This is a genomic window from Paenibacillus sp. NPDC056579 (assembly GCF_042793215.1).
Classification (GTDB): Bacteria; Bacillota; Bacilli; order Paenibacillales; family NBRC-103111; genus Paenibacillus_S.
In genome coordinates, this window is record NZ_JBHTVD010000011.1 from 32,070 (window position 1) to 55,477 (window position 23,408).

The following is a 23,408-nucleotide window of genomic DNA, read 5'->3' on the forward strand; positions in this document are numbered from 1 at the left end:
GCCGGGTTCGTCGTCCCGCTCGGCGGCGTCAATGTGCCGACGAACTTGTACGCCCCCGGTACCGTTCCGTTGTACGCAGGATTGCCGCCGTTCCAGATCACGCTCGCTGATACATTCGTTCCGTCGCTCAACCCGACGTTCACCGTCGCCGGCAATCCGATCTTCGACAGCGGAGTGCCGTACTCAACCGGTACGCCCGCCAACAGGGAGACGGACGCGATCGAGACCGGATTCGCCGTAAAGTCGAATGAGGCCGCTTTGCCAACCTCATACCCCGCCGCCGGATCCGCTTTATAACGTACGAATACCGTCTGATTTCCTGCGAACGTCGGTGCGTCGCCACTGTCGTAAACGACGTAACTCACGCTGCCGTTCCCTATGTATTCCATGTCCTCCGTCAGTCCGGCGAGGACGTTCGCCTCGTCGTCCGGCACAAGGCCCGTCGGCGGTCCGACGTACATGTCGATTAAGTTGGCGCTGTTCCCGGCGACACGATACGAGCCGTCCGCAAGCTGCAACGTGGCGCGAAGGTTCCATGTGCCAGGAATCACCTTGAACCATTGCTCGTTCATGTTTGCGTCCGTCTTCAGTAGGACGCCGTCGCCCGCGTTGGAGCCGCCGTATATCAGAAAACCGCCGTCCCTTGTACGCAGCAAGCCTTCCGGGACTTGGGCGCCTTCGTGAGGATATTCCTTTCTCCACAACTCGTTCCCGTCCGCGTCCGTGCGCAGCACGACGATATTTTGCTCATTCCCCGCCAACACGTTGCCGATCAAATAATAACCCGATCCCGCGCCTGCATCAGCCAGGGCCTGCAGCGTAAGGCTACCCCCGTCGCTGTAGAACTTTTTTAAGGGGCCAACCCCGGAACGGGCGCTGTAAGTGTACAACGTGCCGAACGATGAGCCGGTCCCTTCGGAACCGTATCCGACGATTGCTACGTCGCCGGACGGTAGAGTCAGCCCTTCGAACGGAATGCGACCATATGTGGTCAGGTGGACGATGCCCGCCCCCGGGTTGCCGTTCACATCAAGGGTGAAGATTGAGTTTACCGCCCCGATATCGGAAAATGGCGCGATACCTCCAACGAGATACCGCACCGTGCCGGCACCTTCCATTTTCGCGATGAAATTCGCGGAGCCGCCCCCCGGCAGCAGCACGCCCGATTGAACGACGCCCCCCGTCTCATTAACGAGGCCGTAAAGCATACCGTCGTTCATCCTACCGACGAACATATACCCATTAGGCGTCTCCAGCACGTCGTTCACCGCTGGAGGAATACCGCTAGTGTCGAACCCTAGCGAAGTCCGCCATTGCAAATCGCCGTTCGCTCTCCATTTTGCCATGAACAACTCCGGGTCTTCGCCGCCTGCGTCGGTCCCCGCCGCAACGTATCCTCCATCCGCTGTCGATATGTAGTCCCCGTACCGAATATCGGGGTCCACGGTAACTGAGTCCTTGGTTACGGGCTCCAGCACGAACCGATCGGCGGCGAACGCCGAGGAATAATCAGAAAATGCGAATAAAAATACAATCAGCGACAGTGTCCATCGCCTCAATGCCCGACTTCCGAAACTCACATAATGCCCCCCATTTCCACAAAATCCCATGATACTTATCATTGTAAAGGAATGCCCGTCAAATAGGAATACCCCGATCTGGGAATTTTCGAGTCGTTATGACAAAAAAACGCCGTCAAGAACAAAAATCGACAACGCATAAATATCCGTAAAGGTTTGAATTGGCATATGTTCTTATCGTTAGACACGTGAGGTTAAAAGAAAGAGCGAGAAATTTCCCTCCGGCTCCAAGCGAACCGAACCCATTACTTCTTTAGAACAGAATTCAGCTCCGGCCCTACGTTGTGCCAGAAGGCCGCAGCAAGGCTTCATGCCATTCTTCACACCTTTCCTATAGGCCGTTGTCGGCCAGTTGTCAACGGAGCCTTACAGCCATTCGATTTGCAGATCGATATCCCTGCTACGAGGTCCTGCATTCACTCCAAGCTTAACCGGCAAGTAGACTTAGCCGCTTTCGGCTGTCAATGGTTATTATTTTACTCCAATTTGTCACGTAAGGGCTGACAATTTAGTTGATATTGATTATCATTCTCTTCAAGAGGAGCCCTGTGACCCCTTCCTTACCAATTCCGGCAGTCGCTGTCGTTCCATATATCGCTCTCCAATAAAAAAACGGCCCGCCGGCAAAAGGCAGACCGCAATTCACACATCGGTTTTTCGTCGACTCGCAGCTAAACCACAAGGACGAGCTTTCAAGAAGTCCAGCCCAACGCTTTTTTCCCAGCTTCCAGTGCGGCTACGATTCGTTCCACATCATAGACATTGCCTTTCCACGTGCCGCCGCTTACGGCTTGCAGGGCGGCCCAAAGCTTCGTATCGTCAGGCAGTCCGGGATCCGCGGCAAGTCCGGGATGGAACGGGCGCGCAGCCAGAGCTTCCGCTCCTTCCTCCGGCGTGTACGTCTTCCCTTCCTCGCCTACGAAGTGAACGCTGCCTTCCAGACGGTTACGGTCAATGATGATCTCGATCGTATCGCCGTCCCTTAGCTTGCCTACAGGCCCGCCGGCTAATGCTTCCGGGCCGACATGGCCGATGCAAGCGCCGGTGGATACGCCGGAGAAGCGGGCGTCCGTAATTAGCGCCACATACTTGCCGAAGGATAGATGCTTCAGGGCAGACGTGAGCTGGTACGTTTCCTCCATACCCGTTCCCGAGGGTCCGCGTCCGATCAGCACCATCGCGTCGCCCGCCTGGATAGCTCCGTTCTTGATGGCAGCAATGGCGGCCCGTTCCGTTGTGAACACCTTTGCTTTGCCTGTAAAACGGTATACGCCGTCTTCATCCAGCACGGCAGGATCGATGGAAGTCGATTTGATCACAGAGCCTTCCGGGGCGATATTGCCCGTCGGGAACGTAACCGTCGACGTAATGCCAAGCTGCTTCGCCCGGTCCGGGCTCATGATGACGCTGTCCGGGTCAACGCCGTCCTCATCCTGCAGCCGTTGGCGCAATAAGCGGCGGCGGTCGGACGATTCCCACCAATCCAATACGTTGCCGAGCGTTTCGCCGGTTACGGTCAGCACGGAATCGTCCAGCACGCCGAGACGGCGCAAGTGAAGCATCACTTCCGGCACGCCGCCGGCCAAAAACACCCGAATCGTCGGATGATAAACCGGGCCGTTCGGCAGCACGCTAACCAGGCGGGGAACTTCGCGATTGACCTGGATCCAGTCTTCAACGGTCGGCATCGTGAGGCCGGCCGCATGAGCGATGGCCGGAATATGCAGCAGCAAATTCGTCGACCCGCCGAAGGCGGCATGGACCGCCATTGCGTTGCGAATGGCCGAATCCGTCAAGATGTCGCGCATCCGTAGACCTTGCGACTCCAGCCGGATCACGGCACGGGCGGATTGCCTGCCGAGCTCCTCCCAGATCGGCTGCCCCGACGGGGCGAGAGCGGAATGTGGCACCGCCATCCCCATGGCTTCCGCCACGACTTGCGCCGTTGCCGCCGTGCCGAGGAACTGGCAGCCTCCTCCCGGAGTAGCGCAGGTTCGGCATCCGAGCTCCGCGGCATCGTCAAGCGATAATTCCCCATTGGCATATCTGGCGCCGATGGTTTGGATTTTACCCGCATCCTCGCCCGCTGTCGGGGGGAGCGTCACCCCGCCGGGTACGATGACGCCGGGAAGATCTCTCATGCCCGCAAGCGCCAGCATCATCGCCGGAAGTCCCTTGTCACAAGTGGCTACGCCGATAACGCCCTTTCGCGTGGGCAAGGAACGGATCAGCCGGCGAAATACGACGGCCGCATCGTTGCGGTATGGCAGCGAGTCGAACATGCCTGTCGTGCCTTGGGAGCGCCCGTCGCAAGGATCGCTTACATAGCCGGCAAAGGGAATGCCTCCCCGCGCCGCTACTTCGGCAGCAGCCGCTTTCATTAACAAGCCGACTTCCCAATGGCCGGTATGGTATCCCAAAGCGACGGGAGTGCCGTCCTGCTCACGGATCCCGCCTTGGGTGCTGAGCAGCAGAAACTGCTTCGCGTTCAGAAGCGCAGGATTCCATCCCATCCCTGCATTTTGCGACATGCCGAACAATTCGCCGCTCGGTGCCGACTTAAGCAGCTCGTCCGTAAGCGGCAGCTTCCCTTCCGGTCCGGAAGCATGAGTGATCACCTCATACAGGCCGGCAGAGCCGGCTACGGCTTCGGTTCCCATAATCTCGTCAAACGGTTTATCCATGGCTCCTCCTTTGCGGCGCGGCCGGGTTTCATCCCGCCCGGGTGCTTGTCCTGCTGCAGCTCATTTAAAAAGAAGCCCGCGAGGTTATCCCGCGCAGGCCACCGGGTTGATCAGCTTGCCGATCCCCCCGATTTCGATTTCGATCCGGTCTCCCCCAGCCAGCGTAAACTCATTAGGAGGAACAATACACGTGCCTGTCAGCAGCACGGTACCTTCGTAGATTTCGTTATCCCGGACAAGGAAGGATACCAGCTCCTCCAATCTCCGTTTGAGCTGCTTCGTATTCGCTTTCCCTTCGAATACTTGCTCCCCGCCGCGATAAATGCTGCACGTAATGTCCAAATCGTAAGGATTCGGCACTGCATCGACGAGCCGGATTGCAGGACCGATCGAGCAGGAGCGCTTCCACATTTTCGCTTGAGGCAAGTACAGAGGATTATCTCCCTCGATATCCCGGCAGCTCATATCGTTACCGATCGTATAACCGATAATGCGGCCATGGCCGTCCAATACGAGGCCAAGCTCCGGCTCGGGAACCTGCCATTGCGAATCGCTGCGCAGCTGAACCTCTCCCCCTGGAGCAACCGTACGCGCGGCTGTCGATTTGAAGAACAGCTCGGGACGTTCCGCGTCGTACACTTTATCGTAAAACGTAGACGCATCCATTTTACCTGCCGTCGCCTCGTAATTTCTCGCTTCACGGCTCTTCTCGTACGTCACTCCGGCAGCCCATACTTCAGGCGCTTCAATCGGCGTCAGCAGCTGCAAGTCCGACACATCGGCCGTGAACGGCTCGCCCGCCGCAATGCTCGACTGCACGAGCTCGAGCACGGAAGCTCCTCTCGACTCCGCCGCTTTCACCAGCGATAAGTAATCGCGGTATGGAAGCGCATAGCCTGCACCTTCATCCGTAATAGCCGCAAGCTGCGGTTCACCGCTTTCCTGTGCAATAAACCGAATAATTCTCATCCCACGCCACACTCCCGTTTTTGTTATACTCTACTAACCAGCATTACATCATGGTGTAAGTCTCTAGCTGAGATAAACAATTGCCATTGAAGCGTTTTCAAAGATGATGTGCAGATATTGAGCAGAATTCTCGTTGTCTACTAATCATCATACTATATTACCCGGCAGCGCATAAGCATTCCTAAGAATCTTTAGCGGGATTTTTTTCGCGAACTACGCGGTTAATGCTCTCGTTCCTTCAAATGCACCTTATACTTCACATCAGGATTGGCCAAGTACCTTGGATAAAAGCCGGAGAGAACATCGACGACGTTCTGGGCTATTTTCCCCTTCAGCTCCTGCTCGGAATCCTCGGAATACCAGGCAGCGTGGGGCGTAAGAAGGACCTGCTCCATGGAGAGCAGTGGATGGTCCGGTCGGATCGGCTCCTGCTCCAGCACATCCAGGGCAGCGCCTGCGATTTGCCGGCTTGCCAATGCGGTTATCAGCGCTTGCTCATCAATGAGAGGCCCTCGGGATGTATTGACGACAATGACACCGGGTTTCATCAGTCGGAACTGCTCGGCGCCGATAAGGCCTTGGGTGTCCGGGGTGAGCGGGACATGGACGGAAATAAAGTCCGATTCCCGGCACAGAGTAGCCAAATCAACCTGCAGCACTCCGAATCGGGCGGTAACATCATTGGAAATGTAAGGGTCATAAGCGGTTACGGTCATGCCGAGCGCTTGCGCTTTCACGCATAGATTTTGCGGGATTTTCCCGAAGCCGACGAGCCCCAATACTTTCTCCCGCAACCGGAACACGGGGATCGCTCTCTTATAATCCCATACGCCCTGCTTCACATAGTCATTCACCTGGGCAATTTTGCGGGCGGATGCGAGCAGCAGAGCAAGAGCATGGTCTGCCACCTCATCCATGCAGTAATCGGTGCAATTCGATACGACAATGCCTTTGCGGGTTGCGGCATGCAGATCTATCGTATTGACGCCTACGCCGTAGCGGGAAATCACCTTGCACCGGTCCAACCGGCTGATGACCTTATCTGTAATAGGCGCATACTGTGTAAGGATGGCGTCCGCATCGTGTGCCGCCGCGATGACCTCATCTTCCGTCCTGCATTGGAACGAGGTGATGAATTCCATATCCAGCTGCTCCAGAATCTTGCGTTCGATCTGCAGACTTTTATATTCATAATCGGTAATGACGACTTTGAATACAGCCATAATCCGCCCTCCGCTTCGCTTCGCGATATGTTAACTGTCGTTCCTGCCGTCCGTTCCGCTTGAGAGAATCTGATTCATAACCGACACGTAATGCGGTAGCGCGATTTCCGGTTCCTCGATTTCCGGATGCCAGCCTTTTTCCCACTCAAAATTCAAATAGCCGCTATAACCGTTACGGCGAAGCACTTGAACCGCCTCCGCTACCGGGATCGTTCCTTCTCCGATCAGCTTGTAATCAAAGCCGGCGGGCGTGAACACGGATGCATCTTTAATATGGACATGCTTGATTCGATCTCCGATCAGCCTGTACGTCTGTTCGAAGCTTTCATCGTGGCGGTAGGAATGGAGAATGTCCCATAAAATATGGAGTCCCTTCACATTATCGAGAATAGGAAGAACCTGCTCGCCGGTGCTGAAATGATCGTGGGTTTCCAGCAGAACGGTAATCCCATGCTCGCCCGCCAGCTCCACCGCCCGATTCATGCCGGCAATGATGTGCTGCAGCGTCTCTTCCCGCGTCTGATCCTTAGGGATAGGACCGCCGAAAACCCGAATATAAGGCGCGCCGAGCGCGGATGCGATATGGACATTGCGCTGCACCTGTTCCAGCTGCTTGGCAATCTCTTCAGGAGCACCGGTGACAAAACGCACACTAGTATCGATACTCACAACGTCGATTCTGTTTTGCTCGAACTTTGCTTTGGTAGCCGCAAGCGATTCGGGCTGGAACTCTTCCATTTCCCACAGGTTGACGCTGCCTCGGACAAATCGGATTTCAACTCCTTCATATCCGCTTTGTTTCGTAAAAGCAACAATCTCGTCAACACTCCACTGGGGACAACCGATCGTACTGAATCCTAATTTCATTAGAATCTCCTCCTACGATATAATTGGAAAAAAAAGCCTAGGATTGACGGACAATCAACCTAGGATGAATGGAAATCTTCTGAAGCGGGGCGGCAGCCGGATTCTCCCTTTCTTCAATTCGCTGCATCAAAAGCTCCGTCGCCTTCTTGGTAACGGTCTGGACGTCATACTTCACGGAAGTGAGCGGCGTTTCAGCAAAGCCGGCGGCAGCGACGTCGTCAAAGCCGATAAAGGACAGCTGTTCGGGAATGCGGATTCCCCGCTCACGGCACCAGCGCATCGCTCCAAGCGCGATATAGTCTCTTGTACAGATGACGGCCGTAGGCTTGACGCTCTCATACAATGGACCAATAGCTTCATACCCGTCTTCGTAGCCATCGCCCTGCACTCTGCCTACCAGCTCCGGATCGAACGGGATATGGTTGTCCTGCAATGCGGCCAAATAACCGTTCTGCTTCTCCCTGTCGCTGTAGTTGCCGCCGCCGATAAAGCCGATGCGCTTGTGCCCGGCCCGGATAAAATGCGATGCCGCTTCGTAAGCGCCGGCTCTCCGGTTCACATAGACCGCGTCCGTCGGGATGTCGTAATCCCCTCCGGCAAGCAGGATAATAGGGAATTTATTATCCCGGAGCTGCTTGATTTTGGCGAAATTCGCCGTGTACACAGGGTACATCAAGATACCGTCCACCCGCCGGGAGACGAGCACATCCAGAGCCTCCGCTTCCTGCACGGGACTGGAGTTGGTAATCATCAGCATCATGTTGTAGCCGGATTGCTTGAGAGTTTGCTCGATCTCCTGCGCGGTTTCCGTAAGAATCGGATTCATAAGCTCGGTCAAAATAATGCCGATCGTATTCGTCTTCTTCTGAACGAGCGACCTGGCGACGACATTCGGAATGTAGTTCAGCTGCTCCGCGCATGCCATAATAACGGCTCTCGTTTCCTCGCTAATCCGCGGGCTTCCCTTAAGGGCGAGCGACACCGTATTGATGGAAAAACCGGTTTTTTCGGCAATTTCTTTTTGACGGATACTCTTGGCATTCATGCGTAACAAACCCTTTGTCAGTAGATTGTGGGTAGTGATCAATCAGTAAATATTAACGATAATATCTATCCTTTATTATATTTTAGACGCCTATCTTTGTAAACAATATCCATTGCTTACTCTTCAAGGAATGCAGCAAAAAGGACCGTAAGGAAAATCCCTTACGGTCTTTGCATGTTTCGAGCGGTCATCAAGCCTCGTCAATCCGCCTCTGCGAACCTTTTTCGGAAGGAGACATAGCTTCTCCACGTCTGAAAGCCGAGCTTGCCGTAAAAATCGACGAACGGAGTCATATCGATGACGATATTGCGAATTCCCCGCCTATGCAGGTGGTGGACCCCTGCCTTAACTATATCCAGCCCGTAGCCATGACCCCGATACCGCTCATCGATACCAAGCGGGCCAATACCGCCGAGCTCCTGCTCAAACAAGGGAGACCAATAGATGTTCTGCGCCAAAATCGGCGAATGGGAGTCGTTAATCCGGCAAAACCCGATGATTTCTCCGTCTTTCTCGCATACGACGAATTCGCGTCCGTCTCCGCCCCGCTGCCAGTAATGCAATGTCTGGTATACCCATCCCGGAAAGCAGCGCCGCATAAATGCATTGAACGAATCCGCTTCGTCCGCCTTAAGCGGGCGAAACAGAACGCTTTCGCGCTCAGGCAGCGGCTCGGCATCAGCGTCCTCGTATTCACGGAATAAATCGAATACGAGCCTCTGGTTCACATACCCGCGTTTCTCCAGCCAGGCGGACACATCATCGCAGGGCATCGGCACGCCGGGAAACACCCGCATGTGGAAATCGCTGCCGATTTGGATCTGCTTGGCTCCACGGTCGCGAAGCACGCTCTCGGCTTCGGACAGCAGCTTGCTCCCGATCCCTTGACCTCGATAGGCCGGTGCCACCAGCAGCGCATGAATCCATCCGAGCTCGCTTCCATAATCGAGGCCTCCTATGGAGTCCTGCCATCTTTTCGCCACCACATATCCTGCGAGCTCGCCCGTTGCTTCGTCTATGGCAACCCGGGTTCCTGCGCCAACCACATTGCGGTCCTCCAGCACATTTTGGACCAGAAGCCGTTCGCGCATCGGGAACGAATGCCCCCATTCCGTGTTCCATAATCGTTGTAAACCGCTGATATGAGCGGCAGTCAATGGCTCGTATCTCATCGTAGCTGTATCCCTTCTACTTGTTATTTGGCGGCTTTCGTGGAACGGTCGTACGCTTTTTTATAAATATCGACGATTTTATCCACTCCCAGCGCCTTCATGTCGCTGACATATTTCGGCCAATCGTCAAGACTGCGTTCTCCTACAATGAATTTGGAGATGTTCTCGTCATGCTTTTTCTTAATGGTATCGCCGGTCAGCGACAGTACTTCCATCTCATCCGGCGTGAACGCAGGGCGCGGCTGCTGCTGGCTGTCATACTTGGGCGCTTCCTGGTAAGCCTTCTGAAGCTCCGGCGACGATAGAGATAGGTGGGCATCGTAATCAAACCAAGCGTAAGTCCCGTCCGTCGACAAGCCCGTTTTCTTTCTCATATCGGCGACGTCCGCGTATTTTTCAATAAACTGCTTTTTGCCGTTTTCCGTCTTGAACGTGGTCCCTTCTTTACCCCAGCTTGCCATCGTCCGTCCTTCTTCGGTGAAAAAGAAATCCATGAACTTCATGACTTGCTTAATCTTCTTAGACGAGGTAGCTACCATGAATCCCTCATCCACATACTGTGTATAGGCATTTTTGGCCGGTCCCCCGGCAAAGCCGGCGGGCGCACCCATAAACAGCAGATTATATTGCGCATTGTCCTTACGCAGTGCCGAGTTGAAGAAGTCGATACGGCCGATGTAATCTACCGTCACGAACGCCCGGTCCGTCGACATCAAGTCCTGCCACAGCTTCGTATCCGCAGACAGGAAGTCCGGCGGGATGAGCCCTTCCTTATAAAATTTGTTCAAGTATTCAATCATCTTCTTATAGTTGTCCTCGACCGGACCGTAGCGCCATTCTTTCTTGTTGAAGTCGTAGTAGACGTCGGTGCCCGTGCCGAATGCCGGAGCAAAATTCAATAGGCGCTGCAGGCCGTTGCGGAAAGAGAACGGATAGCTCTTCGGGTACGCTTCCTTTACTTTCTTGAGCGCCGTATACAGCTCATCCCATGTCTGCGGCTGGCTCAGTCCGAGCTTCTTGAACACATCCTCCCGGTACATCCAGATCATCCGGTTCGTTTCCCCGATTCCGGCATTCGGGAACATATACATTTTACCATCGGAGGATAGGGTGTTTTGCGTCTCTAACGGATATTTTTCCATCCATTTCTTGAGGTTAGGCATCTCGTTCACATGATCCAAAATATTGACCAGCGCTCCCTGCTGGCCGTATTTGTCGGCAAGCTTCTTGTCCATGGTGAGCATAAGATCTGGCAAATTGCCGGATGCGATAGTCACGCTCAAGGCGTCCTCCAGCTTCCCTGACGGCAGCTGCACATCTAACGTAACCCCGGTCTTCTCTTCTATCATCTTCCATACGATGTTCTCTTTATTGTACGGCCAGCTTGGATTGGAGTAGTTAAGTGCAGTGAACGTCTGTTTGGCCGGTTCTCCGTTCCCTCCGGCGGCAGGCGGTGCCGATGTGTCCTTTCCGTTATCCGTACATCCTGCGAGGGTGGAAAGCGATAATCCGGCGGCGACGCAAAGCGACAACCCTTTCATAGTACGTGTCATTGAGCCCATCTCCCCATTTTCATATCGTTTTGATTGCAGCGCAATTTATCGGCAGCTCCTCGATGAGGATGGCTACCCTTTCACCGAGCCGATCATCACCCCTTTGACGAAATACTTTTGCAGGAACGGATAAATAAGCAGGATGGGAACGGTGGATACGAGAATCGTTGTGAATTTCAAAGCATCGTCCACGACCAGATTATCGCTGCCGACGCTGGTTACATTAGCGGAATTGATCTGGCCCTGCAGGACGATATTGCGTAAGACAACCTGCAGCGGGAACATATCTTGGTCGCGTAAATACAGCAGGGCGGAATAAAAGTTATTCCAGATGCCGACGGCATAAAACAGTCCGATGGTGGCCAGCACCGCTTTGGATAGCGGCAGCACGAGCCGGATGAAAATGCCGATGTCGGTAAGGCCGTCGATTTTGCCGGACTCCTCCACCTCTTTGGGCATGGCTTGAAAAAAGGTCCGCATCACGATCAAATTCCAGGTACTGACGGCGGTAGGAAGCACCATGGCCCATAGGGTGTCCACCAGCCCGTAGCTTTTCACCACGAGGAAGGTTGGAATCATCCCCCCGCTGAAAAACATCGTAAATACGATCAGAAGCGTGAACAATTGATGATGCGGCAATTCTTTCTTGGAAATGGCGAACGCTCCGGCGGCGGTAATAAGGAGCGAAACCAGCGTGCCGACGACGACATATTGGATCGTGTTCAAGTAGGCTGAAGCAATGCGAGGATCGCTCAGCACGATGCGGTACGTGTCCAGGTTAAAGCCTTTGGGCCAAATAGTGACCTCGCCCTTCAATATGCTCACCGTGTCGCTGAAGGAGACCGCGATCATATAGACGAAGGGGTACAGCGTTACTACGACTACGACGAGGAGCAGCAGGACGATGATGACGTCGACCAAGCCGAGCTTTGTTCTCATGCGATTCCGATCCCCCTTGCTACCACAAGCTGGTCTCGCCGACTCTGCGGCTTACCCAGTTGGCGGAATATATAAAGATAAGACTGACGATGCCCGTAAACAAATCGATGGCTGTCGCGTAGCTGTAATTCCCTTGACCGATCCCCGTCCGGTATACGTAGGTGCTGATGATATCCGCCGTTTCATAGATAGCCGGGTTGTACAGCAGGAATACTTTCTCGAAGCCGATGTCCAGGACGTGTCCGACGTTGAGGATGAATACAATAACGATAGCGGGCGCTATTCCCGGCAGCGTGACATGAAGCATTTTCCTCCACCGGTCCGCTCCGTCCATCTCCGCCGCCTCGTACAGCTGCGGATCAATCGATGTAAGCGCAGCCAAATAGATGATCGTCTCCCACCCGACATGCTGCCATATTTCCGAGACGACGTAGACCGAACGGAACATGCCGGGCATAACCATGAAGTTGATCGGCTCGAAGCCGAGCCACTGGATGATATGATTCACAATGCCGCTTGACGGGGATAAAAACATCAGCACCATGCTGGCCGCCACGACGTTCGAGATAAAATGCGGCAAATAGCTGACGGTCTGCACGAATCGCTTGAACAGCGCATGTCTCGCTTCATTTAATAACAGCGCAAGGATGATGGGTGCCGAAAATCCGAATACAAGCCTGTATACGCCAAGTATAAACGTATTATAAATCAATTTGAAGAAATCCGGGTTTTCCCAAAACAGCTTGTAATACTTGAAGCCTACCCACTCGCTCTCCCACACGCCTTTAAACAAGTTGTAGTTTTTGAACGAAATGATAAGACCGAACATGGGGACGTACTTGAACAGCACATAGAATAGCAGCGTTGGTAAAAATAGCAGAAATAAATATTTGCCGCGCTTCCATTGCTTCCAATAAGACGCTTGCTTCGACCGCTGCGAAGCGGGTTCGACGGCCAGCGCGGCCGATGGATTTGTGCTCAACAGTCATCTCTCCCTTTCTATTCCGGCGACTTGCTGCGGAAAGGATGGTAAGTTGAGCCTATCATAGCAAGCAAGCGTTGCACTGGCTATCATGACCTCATTTACTTTTTACCAAATCTTTAACCATCGATAAAATTGATAAGAATCGTAAAAATTGATGCAGAAGATTGTAAATTTTGTCTCCCACAGCGAATTTCTCCATGCTATAATTTTGCACAAGATACTGGCTATCGTGAGAGGGGATGACTATGCACGCTGCTATTTTACCCAAAAATAAGTACAGTGGCTCCTTATTCTACCGGCTGCTCATCAGCTTCATTACGATCATCCTGCTGCTCGTATCGCTCAATGTGGTTACGTTTACTTTTTTCCGCAGCAGCATCCGCGATGAGATTATTAGCAACAGCAGCCGCAACCTCGATGTGACCGTCGCCAGCTATGAGAAATACGTCAAATTGATTAAAGGCTTAATGGTGGGGCTCTACTTCAACAACTATACCGAATATCTTAAGAAGAATCCGCAGCAGTTCGATTATTACATGGTCAGCCAGGTTCAGAGAGATCTGCAGAACACGATGGCGGGCAGTCAGCTTTATTTATACGACCTTATTTATTTTTTTCCGCACCGGGACTACGTGTTTGACAAAGACGGCTCGCGAGAAGCCGATACGATGTTTAACAAATTGTATAAATCCCGATATACCCCCGAATTTTGGTCGGCGGAAATAGCCAAGCCGTTTTCTTTTCGCGTCTATCCTGCTGCCGAGTACACGGAAAATACGGCCTTCTCCACCCGCACCCTGGGCCGCTTCAACCCGATCGTATTCAAGAGCGCGGCCGCAGACAACTTTGCCATCATCGGCTTGATGGACAGTGTTTCCATGTTCGATGCTTTCAGCCATATTCAGCAGGATTCCGGATTTTACATTTTCGACGAAACAGGCAGCGAAACATTTTCGGCAACGAATCGGGAGTCTTCTATTGAATTGGCGCGGCTCACGGGGAATGCCGGCTTTTATATGGAAGGAACGAATTATTATTTTTATCAAAAAGGCTTCGAAACCGGCTTTACTTACGTTGTCGTCGTGCCATTTGCCACGATTACCGCACAATTTTTCAAGCTGAACGTGATTATGGCGGTACTTATCGTCGTTTCCGTAGTCATCGGAATTGCCGTATCGATCTTTTTCGCCCGAAGGTTCAACAATCCGCTCTCCGCTATCATCGGCTCCATTCAACAGATGGATCGGCATCCTTCTCCTCCTTCGTTAAGCCCGATCAGGGAATTCAATGTCATCAGCCAGAAGCTGCACGATTTATTTCAAACGAACGAAACGATTCATAAGGATTTGATTACGAAAAACTCGCTATTGAAGCATTACGCTTATTTGAACAAAGTTAAAATGATTTATACCGACATCGAGGATGCCAAAATATCTATCGACTCGGACCGGCCCTATCTTATTGTGTTGTATCAATTGATGTATAAAGACGGCGAGCTGGCCGAGATGGGGATGGATCCGAACCGGGCGTCGTACTATATTAAGGAATTCGTTCACTCCCAATTCACCCATACCTACCGGGATTCCTTGACCTTCCAAATTGAGAAAGATCAAATATTGACCATCGTCTTCATGAACGACACGGAGCTGTCCGTATTGGACGCGCTGCTGCAGAAGATATATAACATATTGGAGCTGGACGCCTATTACTGTGCCGTCACCATAGCGGTTACTCCGGTGAACGATAATGCGCTTGCTTTTAATACATCCTTCGAATACGCACTCGAATTGTCAAAGCAGCGCAAGCTGGGCGAAGGCGTGCAAGTTATTCGCAGAAAAGAGGAGCTTCCGCCCGATCTATGGTTCTCGCAGTCCGGCTTAAAGGAATTTACTGCGAACCTGTCCTCCGGCAACGATGCCATTACCGTCCCGCTCGTCAACAAAACGTTGGAGCTTGCAGTCAGGAAAGGCGCCACCTACTTTCAAATCCTGGAGCTGGCCAAAGAAATCGTCACTCTGATTATTAAGACGCTCTACGCCGGCCACCATCCGGTTGCACTGCTGGACGGCAAGCGTAATCCTGCCGACAAGCTGAGGGATTGCCGGACACTTGAGCAGTTCCAGCTCCTCTTCCAAGAGCTGCTGGCTCAGTCCGCCAGCGCCATTCGACAGAAGAAGGATGCAACCGATCATATTACGAGCTTCGTGACAAGCTACGTGAACGAGCATTTCGGCAGCGATTTATCCCTCGACATGCTCGCGGATAAGCTGAACATCACCGGCGCATATTTATCCTCGTACTTCAAAGAGAAGACGGAAACGAACTTCAGCGATTACGTAAACACGGTTCGTATGAATAAAGCGATGGAGCTGCTGCAAAAAACGGAGCTCAAAGTACAGGACGTCGCAGGACTCGTCGGCTACCACACCGTTGCGTCGTTCAACCGCATGTTCAAGAAGCATACCGGTATCACTCCTAGCGAATTCCGGCGGGCTCAAATTCTATGAACAAAGGAAAAGGACTAACCTTCCCCTATAGTACGGAAGGTAGTCCTTTTCTCGTGTCAAGTCAGTTCGTCATGGCATTGTAGTGTGCCGCTAGCTGAGCCGGGGTCAATTCGTAGTCGTAGACGGCCACTTTGCCGATCGCGCCTTGGAAGAACGAGGCGAGATCCCTTGTTGCAATCCGCATAGGAGCGGTCCCGTTGCCTGGAACGATATTGTAATCGGACAATTTGTCTTGGTCGCGTTGGACGCCGTTCTTGAATATTTTCGTATACCCGGTCGGATACGTTGAGCTTGTATTCGTTGTATTGATCGTAAGCGTATAGTGGATCCATTGGCCGGCGGTCACCGTGTCCTGGAAGTAGGAGCCTGCGCCGAGCCCTCCGGTTAAATTGAACGAGTAGCCGCTGATCCGGTTCGGGCGATTCTCCTGATTGGTCAAGTTGTACATTCTCGCGACCCACGAATGCTGACCGGAAGTCCCTTTGCCCATCCAGTGAACATAACCGCTGCTCTCACTGTGGGAAAACTGGAGGACATCCGGACGTACCCAGGCCTCGACCGTCAAGACGCCGGTGCGAGTGACTTCCAGGTAGTCGTTGTCCGGGATCGTAAAATACTGGTCTACGCCGTTAAACACCGGCGCCGCATCTCCGTTAGGCATGGTCGTATTCGTCGGGCTGCCGGTGAACGTGCCGTTCAGGCCGTGACCCGATTGGTCTGCGGTTACCGTCGTGGATAACGGCCAATAGCCGACGGGGTTGTCGGCAAGGACTGCCGTGTCGTAAGACGACAAAGCATGGACGGGGGCTGCAGGGCTCACACATGTTGTCAATGCAAGGCCCATCATTACGGCTGCGGCCATTTTGGAAATGTGTTGTTTGGTGAAAAATGTAAAGTACTTCTTCATTTCAAAATCGTCTCCTTTCCATAGTCGGAATGCGCTTACTTCTTATGTAGCTCGAAGCTCGTGCAGGACTGACGAACGAATCCCCCCTTCCCCGTACTCTCTCATCATACAGGGATGCATAGTATTAAGAAATCAGTTCGTTTTGGGAAGGTTATCATTTGTTTAACCAGTCGAACATTTCATTACAATCGATAAAAAGGAAAAGAAAAACCTGCCTGATAGGCAGGTGTGCTTGTAGTGAAAACCGTTATTTAAGGCTTTTGTTGATAGAACTCTAGAGAATGATGCTATGAAAAGCAATGCGGTCGTTTCGGACCGTAGATCCGTTATTTTCCCGAAAATGGGGCTTTTTTCATGCAAAAGAAGCAAATTTACAAGGAATAGCGGATCTCCTGTCCGATCGACCGCTAGCAGGTCCATGGAGCAGCTTTGCATCGGGCCTGATATACTGCAGCTGCAAGGGTTTCTCAAAGGCAGTTGTGCTTATCGAGAAACCCTTTGGCTTTTTCGTATAAATCGGTTTTTTCTAAGTAGGCTAGTGTGAAGGCGCGAAAGAGCGAGCCTCCTATCCCCGCAGCTTTACGGTGTCGCGGATGACCAGGGAAGGCGCAAGCGTCATTTGCACCGGCTTCGCCTTCGGCCGGGCAATCCGGTTCAGAAGGATGCGGAGCGCTTCCTCTCCCATCCGTTCTTTGTTGATGTCGATCGTCGTGAGCGCCGGGAAGGCATGCTCAGTAATGACCGACTGCTCGTAGCCGACCATGGATATATCATCGGGGATTCGCACCCTTTGATCATACAAATATCGCATTGCGCCGACCGCAATCCCGTCGCTGGCGGCAAAGACCGAATCCATGAGGACCCCGGATTCCCACAGCTCTTTCATAGCCGTATACCCGGAGGCGCCGGTATAATCGCAATATTTGACCGCGTTGTCCTCAAGCGCCATACCGGCCTCGTCTAGCGCCTTGCGGATCCCTTCCAGCTTCTTGTGGGCTACCGGACTGGTTCGCGGGCCAAGGATGAACGCAATATGCTTATGACCGGTCTCCAGCAAATATTTCGTTCCCTTGTACATCGCGTCCAGTACGTCCGGAGCTACCCAATCGATGCCCGGATAGCTGCGTCCTACAAGCACGGCCGCGATTTTGCGCTGCAAAAGGCGCTGCATGAACGAATCGTCGAACAAGCCCCCGACTATAAATACGCCGTCGACGCGGTTATTTTTAATTAAGGAAGGCAGCTCCTGGGTCGCTTCAAAGGCGGAGAACCGTTCGCTCAGCAAACCGAAGTCGGTCTGCTTCATTCCGGAGGAAATCCCGTTGAACGTATCGTAGAGCAGCGTCTCGGTGACCGAATCGAACCGGTACGATTTGTTCGTCGTATTGTCTGTCATAAAGATGAGTCCCAAAATATGTTTGATCTTTGTAGTCAGCTCGCGCGCTGCCATATTCGGAACATAGCCCAGCCTTTCGATGGCTTCGAGCACTTTGATTCTCGTTTCAAGCTTCACCGAGTCGCTGTTGTTCATAACCAGCGATACCGTGCTTTTGGAAACATTGGCCTCCTTGGCCACATCCATGATGGTAACCGGCATAAGCGAACCTCTCTTTTGACCAATTTCTATGTTCTATTTCTTCAGCGACTTGTAGATATCGTTGACTTCCTTCGTGATTTTCTCGCCGCCGGCTGCATTCCACCGTTTTACATAGTTATTCCATTCGGCGTTGACGTCCCAAGCTCCTGTTGCCGCTTTAATAAAAAACTCGTCCTCGACCTTTTTGACATCGGCGCCATACTCGCTGTAGCTTTTAACGATGGTGCCGGCAGGTATAAGCTGATCGACGGTTTTATAATTTTTTTGAAGATTGGCTTGAACGGCAGCTTCATTACCGAAGGACAGCTTGAACTGCTCCTCGTTCCGGTTGTTGATGATGAAAAATTTGATGCCCGTTTCCGCTTGCTTTTCGTTGGAAGCATATTCTTTGGTCAGCTCCGCCATGCCTTCGCCGTTTTTGGTAAAATGGACGCCTTCCGTACCTCTCCAGACCAAATCGTGAACTACCGGGTCGACCAGCTGCGCATCGAGTATTTGCAAAATCTTCTTTAGCTTCTCATCGGATGTATCTTTGCCTATGACCATATACCGCCAAACGGCGGATTGATTTTCGAACGTCGCCTCTTTGCCGCCTGGTCCTTTTAAAGGAGGCAAATAATCGGTCGTCGCCTGAGGATTTTTTTTGAAGGTAAGTGCGAAAAAGTCGCTCGGTCGGTACTTGGGCATCAAAGAGGTCCAGCCTGCCGTCTGCATCCCTACGATTCCATCCGAGAATAAAGCGGTTTGATCTTTAATGGTAACGTCTGGTTGTATATAACCGCTCTTGTACAAGTCGGCTATGTAGGCAACCAGGCTTTTGTAATTTTCGCTTACTTGGGCGCGGACGAGATTGCCGCTGCTGTCCTTGAGCCATGTATCGTCCTTGACGGTTCCTGCGGGCAAAGAAATGCCGAATGCCGCCGCCAGCGTATAAATGTTCCCATAACCGGTTGTCAGGGAGAAAGCATACGTGTCATTTTTCCCGTTTCCATCCGGGTCCTCGGTAGTAAACCGCCTGGCCACTTCCTTGAACTCATCCAGATTCGTCGGCATGGTCGCCCCGACCTTCTTCAGCCAGTCCGTTCTCACCGCCGTAAAAGGAAACAGCTCTCGCGTCCCTTCCGGAAGAGCCAGCAGCTGACCGTCCTTGTAAATGGACATCTGCTCCAGCTGCGGATAGTTCAACAGTGTCGATTTCCACACATTCGGAGCGACTTCTTTGATCATGTCGACAGGGATCGTTCGTCCTATGCCCTGATTGATGAATTTACCGATGCTGTTGGCGCTAACCAGCATATGGTCGGGTACTTCGCCCGAGGCGAGCAGCATGCTGAGCTCCTGATCTTTTGTCGAATCGGCTTTTACGGGCTGCAGCTTCACATTAAAGCGTTTATTCAGCTCTTGAACGATATAAGCGTCCTGCTCCGGATACATGCCGGCCGTTCCGTTCCCTAGCCATTTGATGTCCAGCGGCTTGCCCGAATCTGCTGCCGACTTGCCGGCTTTGGTATCGGATAGGGCTTGTCCGCCGCATGCGGTTACTGCAAGCGAAGCGGATACCAGAATGGCCATGGCGGGGATTGCTCTTTTTCTTTTGACAAACATTTCGAATCTCCTCCTGAGGTGGGAAATGATTTTTTATCCTTTCAAGGACCCGACAAGAACGCCCTTGATAAAATATTTTTGTAAAAAAGGATACATGAGAACGACCGGTCCGATAGTCACAAGGACGGTGGCGGCTTCCATCGTTTTCGTAACAATGCCCTCATCGCCTTGCAGGCTGTCGGTAATTCCTTCATTGTTGTGTTCGATCAGCACTCGGCGCAGCAGCAGCTGCAGCACCACATTGTGATTCGATCTCGTATAGATCATCGCATCGAACCAGGCGTTCCAGTGCGCCACGGCTTCCCACAGAGCGACCGTCGCAAAAATCGGCATGGACAGCGGAATAATGATCCGCAGAAGGATCATGAAGAAGCTGGCTCCATCCACAAGCGCCGACTCCTCCAACGACTCGGGGAGCGACATAATAAAATTGCGCATAATCAGAATCTGAAATGTGCTCAATAACGACGGGATGATAAGCGCCCAGATCGTATCCAGCAGTCCGAGGCTTTTGATCAGCAGAAAGTTCGGAATGAGGCCGCCGCCGAAAAACATCGGGATCAAATAATAAATCGTGAACGCGTTTCGCGCGGGAAGCACCTTTTTGGCCAATGGGTACGCCGTACAAAAGCATAAAAATACGGTTATCGAAGTGCCGACTACAGTCCGGAATATGGAATTGAAATACCCGATGCCGATCGATTTGGATTCGAACACCATCCGGTACGCTTCCAGGGTGAAGCCCCGCGGAATCAGCTTCAAGCCGGTTTTCGACGCTTCCACGGCAGGACTGACGGATACGATCAGCAGCTCCCAAAACGGATAAATCATAAGAAAAGCGACAATGCCGAGAAAGCTGTAATTAAAGACCTTGAACGCGGTCTCAGCGCTAGATGGTTTACCGGTCAACTTGGTTCTCCTCCTGTTTGATTCGATGTGCAGCTACCAAATGCCATGCCCGCTCAACCGTTTCGTTACGTTGCTGGCGAGGATGAGAAGGAGCAGCCCGACGACATTTTTGAACAGACTGATCGCCGTCGAATAGCTGAAATTAAAATCGATCAGACCTACCCGGTACGCGTACGTATCGAAAATATCGGCAACGCTGTAAACGGTCGGATTATATAGATTGATAATCCCGTCGAAGCCGGCATCCATCATATTGCCTATCCGTAGAATGAACATCATAATGATGACCGGCGCCAGAGCAGGAAGCGTAATGCTGATCGCCTGCCGCAGCCTTCCCGCGCCGTCGATCTGCGCGGCCTCGTACATATCTTGATCGATACTGGAGATAGCCGCCAAATACACGATGCTCCCCCAGCCGACCTCCTTCCATATATCTGCGAGCACTACGATTCCCCGGAACAGCTCAGGCGTCATCATGAACTTGACCGGTTCGAAGCCTGCCAGCACAAGGACATAGTTCACAACCCCGTTAGTCGGCGAAAGCACCGTCTGGATCAGCCCGCCGATCACCACCCAAGAAATAAAGTGAGGAAGGTAAGTTAAGGTTTGAATTGTCTTTTTATACCTTTGATTGCGGACTTCATTTAATAGCAGCGCCAACAGGATCGGCGCGGGAAATACAAAGACCAGCTTGTAGATGCTGATAACCAGCGTGTTGCGCAATAGAGTGAAAAACTGGCTGTTCGTAAAAAATCTTTCGAAATATTTGAACCCGGCCCAAGGACTATCCATGACACCCTGCATCGGCTGATAGTCTTTAAATGCGATCACCACACCGTACATCGGTATGTATTTGAAAACGAAAAACCATAGGAAGGAGGGCAGCAGCAGCAGCAAAAGCCCTTTGTACTTCATACAGCTCCGGAAAAACCGAATCCGCCTGTTCTCCCCGGCAATAGCGGCTTTGACGACCTCTTGACTCATTGTGATCACCTCCTGAAGTGATGAGTTTCTGTCGTTTCTCTGAATTGGAACGTTCCAATTTTAGTTTTTGGAGCGTTCCAATTTATAGGAACGCTTCTCCATACAAGCAGCAATTTTGTTGATCCTATAAAATTTCACCTCGATTAGCCAATAAATGTAAAATATTGAGCGGTTTTGCGTTATGAGTGTATCTTCTTGATGACTAAACCCCTCTGTTTGTTCCGACAATTATCATTTTAAACCGGTTTTATCAAAAGAATGTTTCCTGGGTTTTAAGAAATCGTAAATGTTGAGGCTATTTTGTTCCATAAATTGCAAGAAGACGCCGCCCGAGGGGCAGCGCCTATTAATCGATTATTTTTACTGAAGCTTACGCTTTAAACTCCGTGTAATCTTGCAGGAACCGGTCATACATGCCATCCGGCAGCTCCAGCAAATCGTTCGTAGCATGCATGTGCTCACGCAGATGGTGCAGCAGCTGTTCAATGCGTGCGCGATAAGTTTGATCTTGGAACGCAAGATTGTCCCTCTCTTGAGGATCTCTCACCACATTGTACAGCTCGATGTACGTCTCGTTCTTAAACATATCGACGATCAGCTTGTATTCCCCTTCGACAACACAACGGCTGAAGTTGCCTCTCCCGCCATTGCCGTCGTATTGGATAAAGATTCTCTCACGGCCTGAAGCACCGCCGGTGATCAACGGTATCAACGATTGGCCGGACATCGGAGATTTGGGCTGAATCTGTGCATAGTCGCAAATCGTCGGGAGCACATCGATACTGCTGACCAGCGAGCTGCAGGAAGTGACAGCCGGCTGGAAGGCAGCCGGAAACTTCATATACAGCGGCGTACGGACAGATTCCTCGTACATGCACATTTTTTGCCACAATCCGTGTGAGCCCAGCATCTCTCCATGATCGCTTGTAAAAATAATCAGGCTGTTGTCGTAAAGCCCCTCCCTCTGCAATTCGTCGATAATCTGGCCGACACAATGATCCAGCAGCGATACGAGTCCCAGATAGGCCTTCCATACCGGTCTCCATTCTTCCCGTGAGTATCGGCTTCCTATGGCACCGGTCAAATTATATAATTGCAGCGGCGACTGATTCGGCGACCACTCCCCTACATTCTCCGGCAAATCAACCTCATCAGCCAGACTGAACCATGGATCGGGAATGTCCAGTGGAGGGTGAGGCGCGTGAAACATGGCATTAAGCAGCAACGGCTTGCTGCGATCCCTATTTCTAATCGCATCCACAGAGTCTCTGGCAATAAACTCGTCAATGAAGTACGTCTGTCCTTCTTCGTACCGGCCAACGGCAGGAATCGAATACCATCTTGGACGCGTTATCGTTCCGTATGCCATCTCAGGCACGATCCCGCGGAAATTCGGCCCTCCTGGCTTTCGTTTCGTGTTCTCCTTCAAAAAGGCTTCATATCGGCCTTCAACTCTTCTCCAGTTCGTACGGCTGTCAGGGGATTTATCCAAACCGGGCTTCATCTGAAGATGCTGCTTTCCCGTATGCCAGCTGTCCCATTCGTTATCCATAAGCCCGTATAGATGATCAAGGCCGCTCCTCACAAAAGAGTGCCTCTCCTCGCCCCGGTTGATGAGGCAGCCCGTTTCATTAGGATACATGCCGGTAAAGAACGCTCCACGGGCAGGTACACAAATGGGAGAGGCACAATAAGCTCTTTCGAATACGACACTGTTTTCCTTTAACCGATTTATGTTCGGAGTATGGACGCCGATAGCGTCCAGTCTCAGTTGATCCGCCATAATCAGGATGACATTCGGTTTTTCGTTTGACTTTTGCATATCCCGCATCTACGGTATCTCCCATCTGAACCCACTGCACCGTTTGCAGCTGGTTTAAAG

17 protein-coding genes are annotated in these 23,408 nt (G+C 52.1%); 1 reads left to right on the top strand and 16 read right to left on the bottom strand.

Annotated features, from left to right (window positions below):
- The 10 genes from ACFQ88_RS31265 to ACFQ88_RS31310 all read right to left on the bottom strand — a co-directional run.
- Positions 1–1,580: DUF4073 domain-containing protein (locus tag ACFQ88_RS31265; RefSeq protein WP_379460518.1), on the bottom strand; the 1,580-nt coding region annotated here is incomplete at its 3' end.
- Between the two features lie 692 nt (positions 1,581–2,272).
- Complete coding sequence (locus ACFQ88_RS31270) at positions 2,273–4,240, bottom strand: YjhG/YagF family D-xylonate dehydratase (protein ID WP_379460934.1); 1,968 nt, start codon at positions 4,238–4,240, stop codon at positions 2,273–2,275.
- A 108-nt stretch (positions 4,241–4,348) separates the two neighbouring features.
- Positions 4,349–5,233, bottom strand: a complete 885-nt coding sequence (locus tag ACFQ88_RS31275) for a fumarylacetoacetate hydrolase family protein (protein ID WP_379460520.1) — start codon at positions 5,231–5,233, stop codon at positions 4,349–4,351.
- Between the two features lie 221 nt (positions 5,234–5,454).
- Entirely contained in the window at positions 5,455–6,456 is a 1,002-nt protein-coding gene (locus ACFQ88_RS31280) for a C-terminal binding protein (protein WP_379460522.1), read from the bottom strand.
- Between the two features lie 30 nt (positions 6,457–6,486).
- Entirely contained in the window at positions 6,487–7,323 is an 837-nt protein-coding gene (locus ACFQ88_RS31285) for a sugar phosphate isomerase/epimerase family protein (protein ID WP_379460524.1), read from the bottom strand.
- A gap of 37 nt (positions 7,324–7,360) precedes the next feature.
- Positions 7,361–8,368, bottom strand: coding sequence for a LacI family DNA-binding transcriptional regulator (locus ACFQ88_RS31290; protein WP_379460526.1), 1,008 nt, complete (start codon positions 8,366–8,368; stop codon positions 7,361–7,363).
- Positions 8,369–8,568: 200 nt separating this feature from the next.
- Positions 8,569–9,540, bottom strand: coding sequence for a GNAT family N-acetyltransferase (locus tag ACFQ88_RS31295; protein ID WP_379460528.1), 972 nt, complete (start codon positions 9,538–9,540; stop codon positions 8,569–8,571).
- Positions 9,541–9,563: 23 nt separating this feature from the next.
- Positions 9,564–11,093, bottom strand: a complete 1,530-nt coding sequence (locus ACFQ88_RS31300) for an extracellular solute-binding protein (protein WP_379460530.1) — start codon at positions 11,091–11,093, stop codon at positions 9,564–9,566.
- Positions 11,094–11,165: 72 nt separating this feature from the next.
- Positions 11,166–12,032, bottom strand: coding sequence for a carbohydrate ABC transporter permease (locus ACFQ88_RS31305; protein WP_239634020.1), 867 nt, complete (start codon positions 12,030–12,032; stop codon positions 11,166–11,168).
- A gap of 19 nt (positions 12,033–12,051) precedes the next feature.
- A complete protein-coding gene (locus tag ACFQ88_RS31310) occupies positions 12,052–13,014 on the bottom strand; it encodes an ABC transporter permease (RefSeq protein ID WP_379460589.1) in 963 nt (320 codons plus the stop codon).
- A 248-nt stretch (positions 13,015–13,262) separates the two neighbouring features.
- Between ACFQ88_RS31310 and ACFQ88_RS31315 the strand changes: the two genes are divergently transcribed.
- Entirely contained in the window at positions 13,263–15,524 is a 2,262-nt protein-coding gene (locus tag ACFQ88_RS31315) for a helix-turn-helix domain-containing protein (protein WP_379460591.1), read from the top strand.
- A gap of 61 nt (positions 15,525–15,585) precedes the next feature.
- Here the strand turns inward: ACFQ88_RS31315 and ACFQ88_RS31320 are convergent, their stop codons facing one another.
- The 6 genes from ACFQ88_RS31320 to ACFQ88_RS31345 all read right to left on the bottom strand — a co-directional run bounded on the left by ACFQ88_RS31320 (position 15,586) and on the right by ACFQ88_RS31345 (position 23,357).
- A complete protein-coding gene (locus tag ACFQ88_RS31320) occupies positions 15,586–16,431 on the bottom strand; it encodes a LamG-like jellyroll fold domain-containing protein (protein WP_379460593.1) in 846 nt (281 codons plus the stop codon).
- Positions 16,432–16,996: 565 nt separating this feature from the next.
- The gene (locus tag ACFQ88_RS31325; protein ID WP_379460595.1) at positions 16,997–18,028 is read right to left on the bottom strand and encodes a LacI family DNA-binding transcriptional regulator; all 1,032 of its coding nucleotides are present in this window, start codon (positions 18,026–18,028) and stop codon (positions 16,997–16,999) included.
- Positions 18,029–18,061: 33 nt separating this feature from the next.
- Positions 18,062–19,633 carry a type 2 periplasmic-binding domain-containing protein gene (locus ACFQ88_RS31330; RefSeq protein ID WP_379460597.1) on the bottom strand — a complete coding sequence of 524 codons (1,572 nt, stop codon included), beginning with the start codon at positions 19,631–19,633 and terminating at the stop codon, positions 18,062–18,064.
- Between the two features lie 33 nt (positions 19,634–19,666).
- Positions 19,667–20,542, bottom strand: a complete 876-nt coding sequence (locus ACFQ88_RS31335; protein ID WP_379460599.1) for a carbohydrate ABC transporter permease — start codon at positions 20,540–20,542, stop codon at positions 19,667–19,669.
- A gap of 33 nt (positions 20,543–20,575) precedes the next feature.
- A complete protein-coding gene (locus ACFQ88_RS31340; protein WP_379460601.1) occupies positions 20,576–21,526 on the bottom strand; it encodes an ABC transporter permease in 951 nt (316 codons plus the stop codon).
- Between the two features lie 370 nt (positions 21,527–21,896).
- Positions 21,897–23,357, bottom strand: a complete 1,461-nt coding sequence (locus ACFQ88_RS31345; RefSeq protein ID WP_379460603.1) for a sulfatase family protein — start codon at positions 23,355–23,357, stop codon at positions 21,897–21,899.
- Between the last annotated feature and the right edge of the window lie 51 nt (positions 23,358–23,408).

Excerpts from the sequence above, each read along its gene's own strand:
- ACFQ88_RS31270 (WP_379460934.1), bottom strand. The coding sequence starts at position 4,240 with ATGGGAACCGAAGCCGTAGCCGGCTCTGCCGGCCTGTATGAGGTGATC.
- ACFQ88_RS31275 (WP_379460520.1), bottom strand. The coding sequence starts at position 5,233 with ATGAGAATTATTCGGTTTATTGCACAGGAAAGCGGTGAACCGCAGCTT.
- ACFQ88_RS31280 (WP_379460522.1), bottom strand. The coding sequence starts at position 6,456 with ATGGCTGTATTCAAAGTCGTCATTACCGATTATGAATATAAAAGTCTG.
- ACFQ88_RS31285 (WP_379460524.1), bottom strand. The coding sequence starts at position 7,323 with ATGAAATTAGGATTCAGTACGATCGGTTGTCCCCAGTGGAGTGTTGAC.
- ACFQ88_RS31290 (WP_379460526.1), bottom strand. The coding sequence starts at position 8,368 with ATGAATGCCAAGAGTATCCGTCAAAAAGAAATTGCCGAAAAAACCGGT.
- ACFQ88_RS31295 (WP_379460528.1), bottom strand. The coding sequence starts at position 9,540 with ATGAGATACGAGCCATTGACTGCCGCTCATATCAGCGGTTTACAACGA.
- ACFQ88_RS31300 (WP_379460530.1), bottom strand. The coding sequence starts at position 11,093 with ATGACACGTACTATGAAAGGGTTGTCGCTTTGCGTCGCCGCCGGATTA.
- ACFQ88_RS31305 (WP_239634020.1), bottom strand. The coding sequence starts at position 12,032 with ATGAGAACAAAGCTCGGCTTGGTCGACGTCATCATCGTCCTGCTGCTC.
- ACFQ88_RS31315 (WP_379460591.1), top strand. The coding sequence starts at position 13,263 with ATGCACGCTGCTATTTTACCCAAAAATAAGTACAGTGGCTCCTTATTC.
- ACFQ88_RS31320 (WP_379460593.1), bottom strand. The coding sequence starts at position 16,431 with ATGAAGAAGTACTTTACATTTTTCACCAAACAACACATTTCCAAAATG.
- ACFQ88_RS31325 (WP_379460595.1), bottom strand. The coding sequence starts at position 18,028 with ATGCCGGTTACCATCATGGATGTGGCCAAGGAGGCCAATGTTTCCAAA.
- ACFQ88_RS31330 (WP_379460597.1), bottom strand. The coding sequence starts at position 19,633 with ATGTTTGTCAAAAGAAAAAGAGCAATCCCCGCCATGGCCATTCTGGTA.
- ACFQ88_RS31340 (WP_379460601.1), bottom strand. The coding sequence starts at position 21,526 with ATGAGTCAAGAGGTCGTCAAAGCCGCTATTGCCGGGGAGAACAGGCGG.
- ACFQ88_RS31345 (WP_379460603.1), bottom strand. The coding sequence starts at position 23,357 with ATGCGGGATATGCAAAAGTCAAACGAAAAACCGAATGTCATCCTGATT.